General features: G+C 65.2%; 14 protein-coding genes. 5 read left to right on the top strand and 9 right to left on the bottom strand.

Annotated elements, in window-relative coordinates; genetic code table 11:
- Positions 1-10: 10 nt before the first annotated feature.
- Positions 11-1,465: a Gfo/Idh/MocA family oxidoreductase gene (locus AU175_RS14565; RefSeq protein WP_066290201.1), complete on the bottom strand. Its 1,455-nt coding sequence runs from the start codon at positions 1,463-1,465 to the stop codon at positions 11-13.
- 343 nt (positions 1,466-1,808) lie between these two features.
- Here AU175_RS14565 and AU175_RS14560 point away from each other — a divergent pair, with 343 nt between their 5' ends.
- Positions 1,809-2,843 (top strand): LacI family DNA-binding transcriptional regulator, encoded by a 1,035-nt coding sequence (locus tag AU175_RS14560; RefSeq protein ID WP_066291167.1) that lies wholly within the window; start codon positions 1,809-1,811, stop codon positions 2,841-2,843.
- A 112-nt stretch (positions 2,844-2,955) separates the two neighbouring features.
- Here the strand turns inward: AU175_RS14560 and AU175_RS14555 are convergent, their stop codons facing one another.
- A complete protein-coding gene (locus AU175_RS14555; RefSeq protein ID WP_066290199.1) occupies positions 2,956-3,648 on the bottom strand; it encodes a FadR/GntR family transcriptional regulator in 693 nt (230 codons plus the stop codon).
- Positions 3,649-3,757: 109 nt separating this feature from the next.
- Between AU175_RS14555 and AU175_RS14550 the strand changes: the two genes are divergently transcribed.
- Positions 3,758-5,098 (top strand): alpha-hydroxy acid oxidase, encoded by a 1,341-nt coding sequence (locus AU175_RS14550; protein WP_066290198.1) that lies wholly within the window; start codon positions 3,758-3,760, stop codon positions 5,096-5,098.
- An 84-nt stretch (positions 5,099-5,182) separates the two neighbouring features.
- On the opposite strand, the gene AU175_RS14545 is transcribed toward AU175_RS14550, so the two are convergent.
- Positions 5,183-5,728: an ArsR/SmtB family transcription factor gene (locus AU175_RS14545; RefSeq protein ID WP_066290195.1), complete on the bottom strand. Its 546-nt coding sequence runs from the start codon at positions 5,726-5,728 to the stop codon at positions 5,183-5,185.
- A gap of 154 nt (positions 5,729-5,882) precedes the next feature.
- Between AU175_RS14545 and AU175_RS14540 the strand changes: the two genes are divergently transcribed.
- Positions 5,883-6,386 carry a hypothetical protein gene (locus AU175_RS14540; protein WP_066290194.1) on the top strand — a complete coding sequence of 168 codons (504 nt, stop codon included), beginning with the start codon at positions 5,883-5,885 and terminating at the stop codon, positions 6,384-6,386.
- 29 nt (positions 6,387-6,415) lie between these two features.
- On the opposite strand, the gene AU175_RS14535 is transcribed toward AU175_RS14540, so the two are convergent.
- Complete coding sequence (locus AU175_RS14535; RefSeq protein ID WP_066290192.1) at positions 6,416-7,627, bottom strand: acetoin utilization protein AcuC; 1,212 nt, start codon at positions 7,625-7,627, stop codon at positions 6,416-6,418.
- Between the two features lie 105 nt (positions 7,628-7,732).
- Between AU175_RS14535 and AU175_RS14530 the strand changes: the two genes are divergently transcribed.
- Positions 7,733-9,166: a TrkH family potassium uptake protein gene (locus AU175_RS14530; protein WP_066290191.1), complete on the top strand. Its 1,434-nt coding sequence runs from the start codon at positions 7,733-7,735 to the stop codon at positions 9,164-9,166.
- Positions 9,159-9,845: a potassium channel family protein gene (locus tag AU175_RS14525; protein WP_066290190.1), complete on the top strand. Its 687-nt coding sequence runs from the start codon at positions 9,159-9,161 to the stop codon at positions 9,843-9,845. Before AU175_RS14530 ends, AU175_RS14525 begins: the two co-directional genes overlap by 8 nt.
- A gap of 92 nt (positions 9,846-9,937) precedes the next feature.
- Here AU175_RS14525 and proC read toward each other — a convergent pair whose 3' ends face one another.
- The 5 genes from proC to AU175_RS14500 form a co-directional block, all read right to left on the bottom strand.
- Positions 9,938-10,771 carry a pyrroline-5-carboxylate reductase gene (gene proC, locus AU175_RS14520; RefSeq protein ID WP_066290189.1) on the bottom strand — a complete coding sequence of 278 codons (834 nt, stop codon included), beginning with the start codon at positions 10,769-10,771 and terminating at the stop codon, positions 9,938-9,940.
- Between the two features lie 303 nt (positions 10,772-11,074).
- Positions 11,075-12,061: a Ppx/GppA phosphatase family protein gene (locus AU175_RS14515; protein ID WP_066290184.1), complete on the bottom strand. Its 987-nt coding sequence runs from the start codon at positions 12,059-12,061 to the stop codon at positions 11,075-11,077.
- A gap of 53 nt (positions 12,062-12,114) precedes the next feature.
- Positions 12,115-12,567 carry an SseB family protein gene (locus AU175_RS14510; protein WP_066290182.1) on the bottom strand — a complete coding sequence of 151 codons (453 nt, stop codon included), beginning with the start codon at positions 12,565-12,567 and terminating at the stop codon, positions 12,115-12,117.
- Positions 12,568-12,706: 139 nt separating this feature from the next.
- Positions 12,707-15,436 carry a type I DNA topoisomerase gene (gene topA, locus AU175_RS14505; protein ID WP_066290177.1) on the bottom strand — a complete coding sequence of 910 codons (2,730 nt, stop codon included), beginning with the start codon at positions 15,434-15,436 and terminating at the stop codon, positions 12,707-12,709.
- A gap of 132 nt (positions 15,437-15,568) precedes the next feature.
- Positions 15,569-16,210, bottom strand: a complete 642-nt coding sequence (locus AU175_RS14500) for an ArsR/SmtB family transcription factor (RefSeq protein WP_231938580.1) — start codon at positions 16,208-16,210, stop codon at positions 15,569-15,571.
- Positions 16,211-16,228 lie beyond the last annotated feature (18 nt).

Raw genomic sequence — 16,228 nt, 5'->3', positions numbered from 1 at the left:
AGGCTGCGGTCTAGGCGCCGCGGCGGAGGTCGGCACCGAGGTCCAGGTCCTCGATGCGGACTGGGAGGGAGGACTCGAGTGAACGGTTGCCGGCAATACCCACAGACACCGAGCGGAGGCCGTCGAGGTAGCCGGACGGACGGCCCAGCGGGTCCTCGCCGGGACCGTTGAAGAGGTCGGAGAGGAGGAGCTCGTCGCCGCCGCCGTGCCCGCCTTCACCGTTGACGATGGGTACTTCGTAGGCGGGCTCCCAGTGGCGCTGGACGACCAGGCGTTCGCCGTTGCGGCGGACGGCGTCGTCCTCCTCGATGGGAGTGGCGCTCGGGTCAACCACTGTCTTCTTGTCGGTGCTGCTGAGGACGGCGGCGCGTTCCACGACTTCGAGCTCTGCCCGGCCTTCCGTGCCGTTGACCGAAACGCGGTAGCCCTCCCACGGGCTGTGGGCGTTCAGGGAGTAGCTCAGGCGCGGCCCGCCCTGGTACTCCACCACGAGTGCCAGGTTGTCCTCGATGGTGATGCCGCCGGTGAAGACGTCCTGGTCGCGGCGGTAGCCATCGTAGTGCTCGTTGTCGAGGAAGAGTGCCTTGAGCCGCTCATCCTCACGGAGGTCCAGCGCAAACGGATCCTTTTCGGCACTCGCCGGAGTCCCGGCGTCGGGGGTTCCACGTTCGGGACGGGGACCCAGGCCGCGCTCGGCGGCGTTCCTGTCGCCGTAGAACTTCAGGCCGCCGGAGGCGAAGACGCGCTCCGGGACGTCGTTGATCCACCAGTTGACCAGGTCGAAGTGGTGGGAGGCCTTGTGGATCAGCAGGCCGCCGGAGTTCTTCTTCTCGCGGTGCCAGCGGCGGAAATAGTCCGCGCCGTGGACAGTGTCCAGGACCCAGCTGAAGTCGATCGAGGTGACCTTGCCGATCACGCCGCTCTGAATGATTTCCTTCAGGGCGCTGTTGCGCGGGGAGTAGCGGTAGTTGAAGGTCACCACCACGTTGCGGCCGGTCTTTTCCACGGCCCTGGTGATGCGGCGGCAGCCCTCGGCGTCGATGGTCAGGGGCTTTTCGACCACGACGTCGGCACCCGCCTCGAGTGCCTCCACGATGTAGTCCGCGTGGGTGTAGTCCGGCGTGGTCACCACAACGCGGTCGATGTTGTTGGCCTGGATGAACGCGGTCAGGTCCGCCGGGTCAAAGGCAGCGACGGGGCCCGGCGCCCCAAGTTCCTGGATGAGCTTCTGGTAGAACTCGACCCGGCCGGGGTTGACGTCGGAGAACGCCACGAGTTCCGCCGTGTCGGCGTGCTTGCCGAAGATGGCGCGGATGTACATCTCGGAGCGGCCACCGGTGCCGATGAGGGCGATGCGGGCCTTGGCGCGGGCACCGGCTCCTGGAACGCCGTCGGCTGCGGTGCCGGTCAGCGGAGCGGGGGTGCTGGCAGCGGTGGCGGAACTCGATTCGGCTGTGTTGACCATGAGGGTCCCTTTCGAAGGCTCAATACCCGGCCGGAAGGCGGCCGTTTGTGTGACGCAGTGTGCCGCTTTCCGGACACTACCGAGAAAGCGTTTTCTCATAAGCGTTATATGATTTGTACCAAGAGCAACCTGCTCTCGTCAACCATATCCTCGTTGAGAGAAAGCGTTTTCTAGAAGGTGGGCGCTGCGGAGCCCTTCGCGCGGAGGCCAAGCTCTCTGACGTACCGATAGAAATCGCTTTCCCGCGGCGTTATATGCTTTTTCTCACGACACCCGACATCTGCAGGAAAATCGCCAGCCCTCTGGCGGCAGAATGGCCCGGGGGACCTACGAAAGGCAGGCCATGGTCAGGAGATCGGCAACCGGAAGGATCGGCATCGCAGAAGTTGCCGTGAAAGCCGGAGTTTCGCATGCCACGGTTTCGCGGGTGATGAACGGCAACTTCACGGTGGATCCGGAAATTGCTGCCCGCGTCCGGGCCGCAGCAGCGGAACTGAAGTACCAGCCCAATCCGGTGGGCCGGAGCCTTGCACTGGGCAAGACGGACACTATTGGGATTGTGGTTCCGGACCTTGCCAACCCCACGTTCCAGGCCATCCTGCGCGGGCTGAGCCGGGCAGCAGCCCAGGACGGCTACCGGGTGCTGATCGCCGACTCCTTCGAGGTCTCCAGTGAGGAAGCAATCCTGGCGGGTGAGGCCCGCCGCCGGTGCGACGGCCTGGTGCTGTGCGCACCGCGCATGAGCGATGCCGAGCTGGAAGAAATCGTGCCTTCGCTGCACCCGCTGGTCCTGATCAACCGGACAACAACTGCGGCTGACGTTCCGAGCCTCGTGGTGGACTACGGGCAAGGCGTCCAGGACCTCGCGGGGCACCTCGTGGACCTCGGCCACACGCGGCTGGCGTTCCTGGCGGGGCCACCCCGCAGCGCCTCCAACGGACTCAGGCTCCAGGGGCTGGAGGCCTTCAAAGCGGACCACCCTCAGGTGGAGGTCCTCATGCTCGAAGGCGGCTCGGACTTCGACACCGGACATGAGGCCGTGGACGCTGTCCTGGACAGCGGCGCCACGGGCATCCTCGCCTTCAACGACCTTGTAGCCATGGGACTGATGAGCGGGCTTCACGAGCGGGGAGTGGACGTTCCCGGTGACATCTCGGTCACTGGCTTCGACGACATCCCGTTTGCCCGCTACACCACGCCTGCCCTGACCACGGCGGCCGTGCCCATCACGGAGCTTGGCCAGCAGGCATGGGAGCAGATGCGCGCACTCATCCGCAAGGAAGAGAATGATGCACCGGGCAGCCGCTACCAGCCGCGGCTTGAGATCCGGGCGAGCAGCGGACCGGCGAAGGCGCCACGCACAGCGACGCACGGCTGACAACCCCTCCCCCTATGGAGTTTTTGTCCAGTTACGGCGACTTGGATGCCCTCCAGCTCGCCATATGTGGACAAAAACTCCACCGTGAGCCGCCGAACCCGGGCGCCCGAAGTTACGAGGAGTGCCTGACCCCGGCCTCCCGGTAGTAGCCCTCGATGTGGGCGGCCACCAGCTTTGCTGCCCTTTCGCCGTCGTCATTCCGGATGGCGTCCAGGATGTCATGGTGCTCCGCCCGTAGCCGCGATGCGGTGGCATCCCAATCCGGAAGGTTGCCCGTGAGGCGTGAGGCATAGCCCGTAATGGATTCGCGCAGGGAACCCATCATGGCGCTGACCACGGTATTGCCTGCGGCGTCCGCCAGGGCCAGATGGAAGCGGACGTCGAGGGCCAGGAAGTCGTCCACGGCCACCCCGTCGGCATCCATTTCTTCCAGGAGCCGGGCAGCCCCGGAGAGCTCCGGCGAATCAGGTCGGGCGTGGGACGCCGCCCAGGATTCCAGGAGGACCCGGGTCTGGACAATGTCGGACACGGGCAGGTGCTGCGTGGCAACGTGGAGCCGCAGCGCCGAGCCGAGCGCCGCCGTCGGGTCCGAAATGACCACAGTTCCCGCCTCGGGACCGGAGCCGACGCCGGCACGGACAACGCCCATTGCCTCCAGGATGCGGATCGCCTCGCGCACTGAAGTGCGGGAGACCTGCAGCTGCTCAGCGAGGGTGCGTTCGGCGGGCAACCGCCCACCCACGGCCAGTTTGCCTTCGGAGAGCTGGCCCTCGATCCACTGGAGGACAAGCTGATGGGTACGCATACGGCCATCCTACTTGATGTGGTCGGACCACATGCCCTACAGTGTGGTTAGACCACACGCACGGCACGATGACTCCCGCAAGCTGTCCGGCCCACCAACGGAGGAAGCCATGACCCACACGATCCAGCCGAACAATCCCGAGACCACCCCGGCTCCGGACGCTACGGATGTCCCGGCTTCCGCCGCGGCCGCGGCGCGCCCCGCCGCCTCGACAGCAGTCCCGGCCGCCCTGAAGCGTCGCATCCCGAAGTACTCGGACCTCGCGCCGCTGATGCAGTTCAAGAAGCCCGAGTTCAGCAAGGAAGCCCGGCTCAAGCGGGCCAGCACCATTTGGGAACTGCGGGACATTGCCAAGCGCCGCACACCACAGGCGCCCTTTGACTACACGGACGGCGCCGCCGAAGCCGAGATCACCCTGCGCCGCGCCCGTGAGGCCTTCCTGGATATCGAGTTCCGGCCGGGCATCCTGCGGAATGTCTCCAAGATTGACCTGAGCACCGACATCCTGGGCAAGTCCTCCCGGCTGCCCGTGGGCATTGCCCCCACCGGCTTCACCCGCATGATGCAGTCCGAAGGCGAATACGCCGGCTCCCAGGCGGCCGAAGCGGCCGGTATCCCGTACACCCTCTCCACCATGGGCACCGCCTCCATCGAGGACGTGGCCGCCGCCGCCCCGAACGGCCGCAACTGGTTCCAGCTCTACCTGTGGACAGACCGCGACCGCTCACTGGAACTGATCGAGCGCGCCGCCAACGCCGGCAACGACACCCTCATGGTCACCGTGGACACCGCAGTCGCCGGCGCCCGCCTTCGCGACGTCCGCAACGGCATGACCATTCCGCCTGCCCTGACCATCAAGACTGTGCTGGACGCGTCCTACCGTCCGGCCTGGTGGTTCAACTTCCTCACGCACGAGCCGCTGACCTTTGCCTCGCTGTCTCGCTACACGGGCACCGTGGCCGACCTCATCAACTCGATGTTCGACCCCACCCTCACCTTCGAGGACCTGGACTGGCTCCGCGAGACTTGGAAGGGCAAGCTCGTGGTCAAGGGAATCCAGACCGTTGAGGACGCCCGCAAGGTGGTGGACCACGGCGCCGACGGCGTGGTGCTGTCCAACCACGGCGGCCGCCAGCTGGACCGCGCGCCCATCCCGTTCCACCTGCTGCCCGGCGTCAAGGAAGCCTTCACGAAGGACAACTCCGACGCAGCCATCATGCTGGACACCGGCATCATGAGCGGCGCGGACATCATCGCCGCCCTGGCCCTGGGCGCTGACTTCACGCTGATCGGGCGCGCGTACCTGTACGGCCTGATGGCCGGAGGCCGGGCCGGCGTGGACCGTGCCATCCAGATCCTGGAGAAGGACATGGCCCGCACCATGGCACTGCTGGGCGTCAGCAGGATCTCGGAGCTGACCCCCGAACATGTGCGCCTGCTCAACAAGTAGAGCCCACCCAGCCCAACTAGGTAGCAGTAAGTGTCGGTTTGAGCCCTCAAAACGACATTTGCTGCTACTTACTTGGGTTAAGGGCTACTTTTTGCGGCCAAACTTCGGGAGGTTCGGCAGGTTGGCAAGCAGGTCGGCGGCCTTGGTGGCGGCGCGGCCCACGGTCCGGCCGATCTGCTGGGGCACGGTGTCATCACTGAGCGGGGCAACAGTTCCGCCCGGAATGACGACGGCGGGGCTCAGCTCCGCGTCATCGCGCGCCAGGACGGCGGCCACGGCTTCGCCCTCCCGCAAGGGGGCAGCCACGGCACGCTCGCTGCCCGCTTCCGCCGCGGGAACCTCAGGCGATCTTGCGGCGGCAGCCGCCGGGCCGACGTCGAACGTTTCCAGCCAGCTGACAATCCCTTCAAGCGGCTTGGGGTTCAGGGCGTAGTAGCGCTTCTGGCCCTGCGCGCGCATGCTGACGAGCTGAGCCTCGCGGAGGACCTTGAGGTGTTTGGAAATGGTGGGCTGGCTTGCGTCAAGTTCCTCCACCAGCTCCCCTACGGCCTTGTCCCCGGCACGCAAGGAAACGAGGATGTCGCGCCGGGTTGCTTCCGCAATGACGGCAAATACGTCGTCTGTCACCATGCTCCCACCCTAGCGACATATACGCCGAAAGGCATCAACTATTTCGGCGGGGGCCCGCGGGCCATTGCCCCTGTTCTCCCGTGGTGCTAGAACGGATGCACGGTTGCCCCGGATTGTCCGGCCGTGGCCGCATAAACATGAGGGGTGGGCGGCTATGGATTTCCTGCGCCAGCAACTTTTCAACATCATCGCATTTGTGTTTCTGGGCCTTTTTGTGGCGGTGTGGGGCACGGTGATGCTGCGCGTCGGGTTTTGGGTGCCGGACGGGCGGACAGCGGCGCCGGCGCTCAACGGAGCACTGGTGACGGCAGCAGGCGTGCTGGGCACCGCTTTGAGTTCCCTGACAGCATCTGCCCTGGGTTTCACCATCGCCGAAGTCCGCCGGGACGAGCGCGACCAGGAAGCCCGGCCGGGTGCAGGACCGGGCGCTCCAGGCAAAGCGGTGGCCTTCAATCCTTCCGAGGTCACCGCGAGGTTGTCAGGCCGGATCGTCGCAGCGGTAGTGGTCTACCTCGCAATGGGGCTGCTGGTCCTGCTGCTTTGGCTCGCCAAGGGAACGGCGTCCACGGACCTGATCGGCGCCTTCGCCTTGTCCTTGCTCGGCTGGCTGATCGGCGCGGCCGGGGTGGTGTTCCAGACCGAGAAGCCCACCAGCTGACCGGTCCACGGGCTGGTCGAACAGGACTGTCAATCGAACCAGGGGTCCAGCCCGTGCAGCGGAAACACGGCCTTACGGGTGGCCATGACAGTGCGGTCGACGGCGTCGTTGGGGTCGAAGCCGACTTCCCAGGACCGCCACCACAGCTCCACGTCATCCCCCATAAGCCCCGGCGTTGCTGCGCCGAACTTCTCGTCAACGTACGCGCGCCAGTCCGCAGGCACCGGGGTCCGCAGAGGTACCGGGCGGCCTGCGGCGATGGCGATGAGGTGGCTCCAGGACCGCGGCACCACATCCGTGACGTTGTACCCGCCGCCGCCGGTGGCAATCCAGCGGTTGCCGCAGTAACGCACGGCAAGATTTCCGACGGCGGTGGCCGCCTCGCGCTGGCCGTCCACGCTCAGGTTGAGATGGGTCAGCGGATCCCTCCGGTGCGAATCGCAGCCGTGCTGGCTCACGATCACTTCGGGCTCGAAAGCCCCAACCAGCTGCGGGACCACCGCATGGAACGCCCGCAGCCAGCCGGCGTCCCCGGTGCCGGAGGGCAGCGCAACGTTGACGGCGCTCCCCTGCGCCTGCGGGCCACCGACCTCGTTCGCGAATCCGGTGCCAGGGAACAGCGTCAGTCCGCTTTCGTGCAGCGAGATGGTGAGCACACGGGGGTCGTTCCAGAAGATGCTTTCCGTCCCGTCGCCGTGGTGCGCGTCGACGTCGATATACGCCACCCGCCGGACGCCGCCGTCGAGCAGCCTTTGAACGGCAAGGGCCGAGTCGTTGTAGATGCAGAAGCCGCTGGCCCGGTCACGGGCGGCGTGGTGCAGGCCGCCACCGAAGTTCACCGCGTGGAGGGCGGACCCGTCCAGGACAGCGGCAGCCGCGAGCAGCGAGCCTCCCGCCAGGCGCGCTGCTGCCTCATGCATGCCCGCAAAGGCGGGATCGTCCTCGGTGCCCAGTCCCCTGGATTCATCGGGCGAGGAGGGATCCTCGCTGATCCTGTGTACCGCCGCCACGAAGTCCGGGGAGTGCACGGTCTCAAGCTCGGCGTCGGATGCCACCTCCGGAGCCTCCACCGACACATGTGAGAGGTCCAACAGGCCCAGGCTGCGGGCCAGGCGCACCGTAAGGTCCATCCGTTGAGGTGCCATCGGGTGCCCGGGGCCAAAGTTGTAGGCGGTCATGGCGGAATTCCACACCACCGTCGTTGGCGGCGCGGGCTGGCTGAGACCGGGCAGGTATGTCATCAATCACAGGCTACCCGAGCCCGCCGCCCACCCAGCCCGGCCATTACGCGTGCATTAGTGGTTTACTACTGAAGGAAACAGTTTCAACCGAGGAAAAGCCACCCCATGACGCAACGCCAGTCGAGGCCCCGGAACCCGGCCACCTGGCACCCCGCCGCACCGGAGCGCGAAGGGCTGTGGGTCTTCACCCGGCTGCGGGACTTCATTGACGATATTGCCAATACGTCGCCCGCCCGGCTTGCCTTGACCGTATTCGCTTCCGTCTGCCTGGTGTTCACTTTCCTGCTCTCCCTGCCGGCAGCATCAGCGGACGGTGAATCCACTCCACTCCACCAAGCCATGTTCACGGCAGTTTCTGCTGTCTGCGTCACCGGGCTGACCGTGGTGACTACGGCCACTCACTGGTCTTTCTTCGGGCAACTGGTCATTTTGGTCGGCATCTTTATAGGGGGCTTGGGCACGCTGACCCTGGCGTCGCTGCTGGCACTTATGGTCAGTAAGCGCCTTGGTGTGCGCGGCAAGGTCATCGCCGCCCAATCGATGAACAACGCCGGACGCCTCGGTGAGGTTGGTGCACTACTTCGGATCGTGATTACCACTTCGGTGGTCATCGAGGCGGTACTTGCCCTCGTGCTCATCCCCCGCTTCCTCATTATCGGTGAGAGCTTCTGGAATGCAGTCTGGCACGGCTTGTTCTATGCCATCTCTTCCTTCAACAATGCAGGATTCACGGCCCACGCAGAAGGAATCGTTCCATACGCGAATGACCTATGGATTCTTGTTCCGATCATGGTCGGCGTTTTCCTGGGCAGCCTAGGGTTTCCTGTGGTGATGGTCCTGCTTCAGAACGGGTTTAACTGGAAGAAATGGAACCTTCACACAAAACTGACCATCGAGGTGTCCCTCATCCTCTTCGCCGCGGGGAGCATTCTCTGGGCAGTTATGGAGTGGGACAACGCCCGGACCATCGGGCCACTCAGTTTCAGTGACAAGGTCCTCAACTCGGTCTTTGCGTCAGTCCAGATACGCTCCGGCGGGTTCAACCTGGTGGACCAGAACCAACTGGAGTCCACCACCATGCTGCTGACGGACGCCCTCATGTTCGCCGGAGGAGGTTCAGCATCCACGGCTGGCGGTATCAAGGTGACCACCATCGCCATTATGTTTCTGGCCATAGCGGCCGAGGCCCGCGGTGACGCAGACGTGCAGGCCCACGGACGTACCATTCCGCAGGGTGCTATGCGCGTTGCCATTTCCGTTATCGTTGCGGGTGCCACATTGGTTTCGGTTGGATCGTTTTTGTTGCTGTCCATCACCGGTGAATCCTTGGACCGAGTGCTGTTTGAGGCAATTTCGGCATTCGCCACCTGTGGCCTGAGCACGAACCTCAGTGCCGAGGCCCCTCCTGCCGGAGCCTACGTGCTGACGGCACTGATGTTCATGGGGCGCGTGGGCACCGTTACCCTTGCAGCTGGACTTGCCCTGCGCCAGCGCAGCCAGCTGTACCACTACCCGGAAGAGAGGCCCATCATTGGCTAATACCCCAGGCGCACCCAACCGGCCCGCGCACAACGCTCCGGTCCTGGTGATCGGGCTGGGCAGGTTCGGCTCCTCGACCGCAGAGCAGCTGGTCAAGCAGGGCCGCGAAGTTCTCGCGATCGAACGGGACACCAGCCTCGTCCAGAAATGGGCGCCCCTCCTGACCCACGTGGTGGAAGCCGACGCCACCAATATTGACGCACTGCGCCAGCTGGGTGCGCAGGAGTTCAGCTCGGCCGTGGTGGGCGTGGGCACGTCCATCGAGTCCTCGGTCCTGATCACGGTGAACCTGGTGGACCTTGGTATCGAGCACCTGTGGGTTAAGGCCATCACGCCCTCGCACGGCAAGATCCTCACCCGGATCGGCGCCAACCACGTGATCTACCCGGAAGCGGATGCCGGCGTCCGCGCCGCGCATCTGGTCTCTGGTCGCATGCTGGACTTCATCGAGTTCGACGACGACTTTGCCATAGTCAAGATGTACCCGCCACGCGAAACCGTAGGCTTCACGCTGGACGAGTCCAAGGTCCGGTCGAAGTATGGCGTCACGATCGTGGGGGTGAAGTCACCCGGCGAAGACTTCACCTATGCGCGGCCGGAGACCAAGGTTTCCGCCCGCGACATGCTGATCGTTTCCGGCCACGTGGACCTGCTGGAACGGTTCGCGGCGCGCCCATAATCGGAACCCCGAGTTTTTGTCCAGATAATGCCTCGAAAACGCCCTTTATGGCGCTTTATCTGGACAAAAACTCCAAGGGTGAAGGGAGGGGGTCAGCCGAGCTGCTTGGTGATCTCTGCGGCCCTGTCCGCGGCGGCGCGGGCGCCGGCGGCGATGATTTCCGGGATGCCGCGCTCATTGAAGGTGGCGATGGCGCGCTCTGTGGTGCCGTTGGGGCTGGTGACGGACTTGCGCAGGGCCGAAGGATCGGCGCCGGGCTCGGCCAGCATGAATCCTGCCCCCGCAACCGTTTCGCGAGCCAAGAGCAGGGACAGATCAGGGTCCAGGCCCAGCTCCACGCCTGCTGCGGCCATGGCCTCCGCGAGGTAGAACGCGTACGCCGGCCCCGAGCCGCTGATGGCTGATAGGGCATCCACCTGCTCCTCGGGTACCTCTACAACCGTGCCGGCCGGTTTGAGGACGTCCTTGGCCAGCTGAAGCTGTTCCGGGGAGCAGTTAGCGCCCGGCGACACGGACACAACGCCGCGGCCCAGCTTGGCGGGGACGTTGGGCATGGTGCGGATGACAGGCTGCCCGGCCGGCAGTGCGGCCTCCAGCTGCGCCAGGGACACCCCTGCTGCCACGCTGACGACGATGGTCTGCGGCGACAGGGAGCCGCTGATCTCCCGGGCAAGGTCGGCGATGCCTACCGGCTTGGTGCCCAGGATGACGACGTCGGCCCTCTTCGCCGCCTGCCTGTTGTTCTCCGGTTCCTCCTCGCCGGCGATGGCCGTGATTCCATGGTGTCGGGCCGCCAGTTCAGCGGCGCGCTCTGCCCGCCGGACGGTTGCCACGATGTCGGCGGGGTCCATGCCGCCGTCAATCAGGCCACCCAGGATGGCTTCGTTCATGGATCCACAGCCAAGGAATGCGATTCGGTTGCTCATGGGTCCATCATTGCAGTTCGGGCGCTGCGGTGCCGAAACTGAAAATGAACTGCAGGTGGCGGAACTCGCCCGTTGCGATTCACAGCGGACTCCCATGTTCGCCGCAGGTCGTACACAAGTTGGGCCGTTAACGTAGTTACTACCTCATTGAGGGTGCGAGTGATGCGGCAAGCATGGGGATGTTTGCCCGAGGCGCCGGTAGTCTGCAGCAGGTTTTCCCCCATTTTCCTGCTGCGGGCGCCGGTGCTTTCGCGTTAAGCAGGTTCACCCAATGAAACGTTCCCGCTGGGCGCCAACAGAAGGCTAGTGTGATGCCGCTGGCTGCGGTGCCCCGACGTGCGGTGCCGGATCCAGCGGTCCGGCAAAGATGAGCTGGTCCAGCCGCCGCAGGATCAGGCCTTCGCGCAGGGCCCAGGGGCAGATCCTGACCTTCTTGAATTTGAACATTTCCAGTGCGGCCTCCGCCACGAGGGCGCCGGCCAGCACCTGGTTGGCCCGGGCCTCGGAGACGCCCGGCAGATGGAGCCTGTCCTCGGTTTTCATGGCGGAGATGCGTTGCGCCCAGACGCCCAAATCCGTCCCGTTGAGTTCACGTTTGACGTAGGGGCCAGCAATGCTGGGCGCGGCACCGGCGATCCTGGCCAGTGAACGGAACGTTTTGGATGTCCCTGCGACGAGGTTGGCGCGCCCCAGCCCGTCGAACTGCCGGACCGCAGGCTTGAGGGTGGAGCGGATGTAACGGCGCAGCTCCTTCACGCTTTTGGCCGACGGCGGATCATCAGCCAGCCAGTCCCGCGTGAGCCTGCTGGCCCCGAGGGGCACGGATGTGGCCATTTCCGGAAGTTCGTCCTGGCCGAACGCCATTTCGAAGGAGCCGCCGCCGATGTCCAGGTTCAGGATGGGTCCGGCACCCCAGCCGTACCAGCGGCGGACGGCGAAGAACGTCATGGACGCCTCCTCGCTGCCCGTCAGTTCCTGGAGGGTCACGGTGGTTTCGTGCTTGACCCGGGCCAGTACTTCCGGGCCGTTGGTGGCTTCGCGGATGGCCGATGTACAGAAGGCCAGCAGGTCCTCGGCCTTGTGCTTGGCCGCAAACTCCCAGGCTTCCAGCACGAACTCGGTCAGCTCGTGCTGCCCGGCGTCGGTGATGTTGCCCTCGGCGTCCAGGTATTGGACCAGGGAAAGCGGCCGCTTGTGCGAGGCAAAGGGCACGGGGCGCGCGCCGGGATGCGCGTCAACCAGAAGGAGGTGGACAGTATTGGACCCGATATCGAGGACGCCTAGCCGCATCCTGCCATTATTCACCCGCGCCGCTCGTCGGCTGCAAACGGCGCGGGAACATGTCAGTTTGCGCTGGGGTCCGTGGGGGCGCCGTCGGGAAGCTCGTCGGCGCGTTTGAAGTCGCGCCGGATGTTGGCCACGCCTTCGGGATTGATCTCGAAACCAAAGGCGGCGCCAGGGTTGATGACCATGCCCAGTTCCTCGCCGATGTTGGCGATGATGGCCGCACCCTGGGTTCCCAGGATGTTCGGGGCAGCGGCCAGGTACTGCTCGTCGACGCGGCTGGGGTGGGAGAAGACAGCCAGGACGGGGTCGCCGTCGGCGTTGGCCAGCACCAGCGGCTCAACCTGGGAGTCCTCGCCTTCGATGCCCTCGGTGCTGACGACGTAGACCTCGCTGTTGAGGAACGACAGGATGACATCCACCGGGCTGGCGTCGGGCTGTCCCCCCTGGGCGAGCTTCTCCTCGAGGTCGTTGAGCGGCGTAGTGTCGGCGATGCCGGGCTGTTCAGTCATGTATCTACTCGACCATGTTGTGGACTACGGCGCAATTCCGAGGATGACACACGGACCGGGATGGGAGGGATCCGGCAGCGTGCGTCTAAGCGGGAACGAGCGAGCACGCCGAGGATTTCTGCCATCCCGGCGCCAGGGATTATTTCTTGGCGGCAGCCTTCTTTTTCGCCGGGGCCTTGCGGGCCGTTGCCGTGCGCTTGACCGGGCCCTTGGCACGCTTCTCGGCGAGCAGTTCAACTGCCTGCTCCCGGGTGAGCTCCTCCAGGGACGTGGCCCGCGGGACGGTGATATTGGTGATGCCGTCGGTGATGTACGGCCCGAAGCGGCCTTCCTTCACCACGATATTCTTCTCCGACACAGGGTCCGGACCGAACTCGGCCAGCGGCGGCACGGCGGCACGCGCCCCCCGCTGCTTGGGCTGGGAGTAGATCTCCAGCGCCTGCTCCAGCGTGATGGTGAAGATTTCCTCTTCGGACCCGATGGAGCGCGAGTCGGTGCCCTTCTTCAGGTACGGGCCAAAGCGGCCGTTCTGCACCGTGATGAGGTTTCCTTCGGCGTCCTCGCCCAGCGCCCGGGGCAGGCTCATCAGCTGGAGGGCCTCGTCCAGGGTGACGGAGTCCACGGTCATCGACGCGAACAGCGAACCGGTGCGCGGTTTGGCCTTGACAGGCTTCTTCGGCGGCTTTGGCTTGCCGTTCTTGTAGTACTCCACGGGCTGGTTGGCCAGCTGTTCGTCGGTCATTTCCGGGATGATTTCAGTGACGTACGCGCCGTAGCGCCCGTTCTTAGCCACAACCGTGTGGCCGGTGTGCGGATCGGTACCCAGCACGCGTTCTTCCGGCGCGGCCGTTTCCATAAGCTCGATGGCCTTGGCCGCGGTGAGCTCGTCCGGAGCCAGGTCCTCAGGCACGTTGGCCCGGGAGTTCTCCACAATTTCGCCGGTCTTAGGATCAACCGTGGCAGCGGAACTCTCCAGGTACGGTCCGAACTTGCCCACCCGCAGCGTAATCTCGTCCGTGATGGGAATGGAGTTGATCTCACGGGCATCGATCTCGCCGAGGTTGTTGACGATGCTCAGCAGGCCCGGCTCGGCATCCTCGCCGAAGTAGAAGTGGCGCAGCCAGGCCGCGCCAACGGCCTGGCCGTTGGCGATCTTGTCCAGGTCGCCTTCCATGTCCGCCGTGAACTCGTAGTCCACGTAGTCCGTGAAGTGCTGCTCCAGGAGTCGGATCACGGAGAACGCGATCCAGCTGGGCACCAGGGCCGAGCCCTGCTTCCGGACGTAGCCGCGGTCCTGGATGGTGGAGATCGTGGAGGCGTAGGTGGACGGGCGTCCGATGCCCTTCTTTTCCAGCTCGGCTGTCAGCGACGCTTCGGTATAACGCGGCGGCGGCGAGGTTTCGTGGCCCACGGCGATGATGTCCGAGGCTGCGAGGGCATCGCCCTTGGCAACATTGGGGAGGCGGCGGGCTTCTTCGGAGTCGTCGTCGCCGCGGGTTTCGTCCTTGCCTTCCTCATAGGCGGCCAGGAAGCCGGGGAAGGTGATGACGGTGCCGGAGGCGGAGAATTCCGCGTCCCGCCCATCCACGGCGACGGCACCCAACCGGATGGTGGCGGTGGAGCCCTTGGCGTCGCCCATCTGGGATGCGACGGTGCGCTTCCAGATCAGTTCGTACAGGCGGAACTCGTCGCCGGAAAGCTGCTTGGCCACCTGCGCCGGCGTGCGGAAGGAGTCGCCGGCGGGACGAATGGCCTCGTGGGCTTCCTGGGCGTTCGCGGCCTTGCTGGAGTACACGCGAGGTGAGGCAGGGATGTATTCCGGGCCGTACAGCTCGGAGGCCTGGCGGCGGGCGGCCGTGACGGCCTCGTCGCTCAGGGCCGAAGAGTCGGTACGCATATAGGTGATGTACCCGTTTTCATACAGGCGCTGGGCGATCTGCATGGTGCTCTTGGATGAGAAACGCAGCTTGCGGCCGGCTTCCTGCTGCAGCGTGGATGTGGTGAAGGGGGCAGCCGGACGGCGGGTGTACGGCTTGGTGTCCACGGACCGCACCAGGAAGTCCGCGTCCTGCAGGCCCGCTGCCAGCGACGTGGCGAGTTCCTCGTTGAGGTGGACGGCGTTCCGGGCGGTGAGGACGCCGTCGTCGTTGAAGTCCCGGCCGCTGGCCACCTTGGCGCCGTCAACGGAGGCAAGCTTGGCCTTGAACGAGGCGGACCCGGCGCCGAACTGGCCGGTCAGGTCCCAGTAGGACGCAGCTTTGAACGCCATGCGTTCGCGTTCGCGGTCCACCACCATGCGGGTGACCACGGACTGCACCCGGCCGGCGGACAGGCCGCGGGCAACCTTGCGCCAGAGGACCGGGGAAATCTCGTAGCCATAGAGGCGGTCGAGCACCCGGCGGGTTTCCTGGGCGTCCACCAGCGCGGAGTCAACGTCGCGCAGGTTGCCCATGGCGCGCTGGATGGCTTCCTTGGTGATTTCGCCGAAGGTCATCCGGTACACGGGCACCTTGGGCTTGAGCACTTCGAGCAGGTGCCACGCAATGGCCTCGCCTTCGCGGTCCCCATCGGTTGCGAGATAGAGTTCGTCGGCGTCCTTGAGCGCCGCCTTGAGCTCGGTCACCTTTTTCTTTTTGTCAGCGGAGACCACGTAGTACGGCTTGAAGTCGTTTTCGATGTCGACGGCGAACTTGCCCACGGAGGTCTTCTTCAGTTCTGCGGGGAGCTCAGACGGCTGCGGCAGGTCGCGGATGTGACCGATGGAGGCCTCTACGATGAAGCCCTCGCCGAGGTACTTGGCGATGGTCTTGCTCTTGGCCGGAGACTCCACAATCACGAGTTTCTTGCCGGTTTTGGCCTTGCTTGGCACGGTGCTCCTACAGAAAAAGGTTGCTCGGGCAGATGAGCCCATATTGGCCTAGTTCACCATATTTTGGACAATCATGCGCATTCGGCGTGAAAAACGTACGTCGTCCGGCGGCGGCCCTGCGCCCCGCCGTTCCTACGTTTCCGCAGGTCCGGCCGGATCTTCCGGGGGAGTTGCGGGAACGGTCCGGTCGTCCGGAATCAGCGACCACATGGCCGCCATCCGCTCGGCTCCTTCGGGTATCCGGTGCGGATCGCCGAGTTCGTATTCGCTCAGCAGGGCGAACATGCGGCGGGTCAGGTCCGCCTGCTGCTCCCGGGTGAGGTACAGCAGTTCGCTGGCAAGCACGACGGCGGTGGGGGCCTCACCGGGTGCGCCGGATCGACGGCGCTCATCCCGCGTCCTCGCGTAGGCGGCAGCACGGCGGCGGAAAGCATCGAGTTCAAGGTCAATGACCGGGCTGGCCGCTCCCCCGCCGGAATTTATGGCGAAATCCGTGCCTGCAGCCTTCCAGCGACGCTCCCGCGCATCCCCCGCGGTAGGCGCCGGGACCACGATGCCCCATTTCCGCAGGGCACGAAGGTGGTAGCTCATGGCGCTGGGCGTCAGGCCGGTCTGCGCGGCAAGTTCGGTGGCGGTCCGGCTGACCTGGCTGGAATACAGTTCGGAAATGACCTCAAGCCGGGCGGCATGGGCCAGCGCCCGGATCGCCTTCGGATCGGTGATCTCCACCTTCTCCTCCGGGCGGGCACGCCGGCCTGCGGATTCCGTATTCACGGCTCCAGTGTATCCAGC

It is taken from the genome of Arthrobacter sp. B6, from assembly GCF_001663775.1.
GTDB lineage: Bacteria > Actinomycetota > Actinomycetes > Actinomycetales > Micrococcaceae > Arthrobacter.
The sequence above is the reverse complement of the archived record's forward strand: the minus strand, read 5'-3'. Positions and strand labels throughout refer to the sequence as shown.

Bases quoted from the DNA above. Each gene is read 5' to 3' on its own strand.
- proC (WP_066290189.1), bottom strand. From the start codon at position 10,771: ATGAGCAACCGAATCGCATTCCTTGGCTGTGGATCCATGAACGAAGCC.
- AU175_RS14560 (WP_066291167.1), top strand. From the start codon at position 1,809: ATGGTCAGGAGATCGGCAACCGGAAGGATCGGCATCGCAGAAGTTGCC.
- AU175_RS14515 (WP_066290184.1), bottom strand. From the start codon at position 12,061: ATGCGGCTAGGCGTCCTCGATATCGGGTCCAATACTGTCCACCTCCTT.
- AU175_RS14550 (WP_066290198.1), top strand. From the start codon at position 3,758: ATGACCCACACGATCCAGCCGAACAATCCCGAGACCACCCCGGCTCCG.
- AU175_RS14540 (WP_066290194.1), top strand. From the start codon at position 5,883: ATGGATTTCCTGCGCCAGCAACTTTTCAACATCATCGCATTTGTGTTT.
- AU175_RS14510 (WP_066290182.1), bottom strand. From the start codon at position 12,567: ATGACTGAACAGCCCGGCATCGCCGACACTACGCCGCTCAACGACCTC.
- AU175_RS14535 (WP_066290192.1), bottom strand. From the start codon at position 7,627: ATGACATACCTGCCCGGTCTCAGCCAGCCCGCGCCGCCAACGACGGTG.
- AU175_RS14545 (WP_066290195.1), bottom strand. From the start codon at position 5,728: ATGGTGACAGACGACGTATTTGCCGTCATTGCGGAAGCAACCCGGCGC.
- AU175_RS14565 (WP_066290201.1), bottom strand. From the start codon at position 1,465: ATGGTCAACACAGCCGAATCGAGTTCCGCCACCGCTGCCAGCACCCCC.
- AU175_RS14530 (WP_066290191.1), top strand. From the start codon at position 7,733: ATGACGCAACGCCAGTCGAGGCCCCGGAACCCGGCCACCTGGCACCCC.
- AU175_RS14555 (WP_066290199.1), bottom strand. From the start codon at position 3,648: ATGCGTACCCATCAGCTTGTCCTCCAGTGGATCGAGGGCCAGCTCTCC.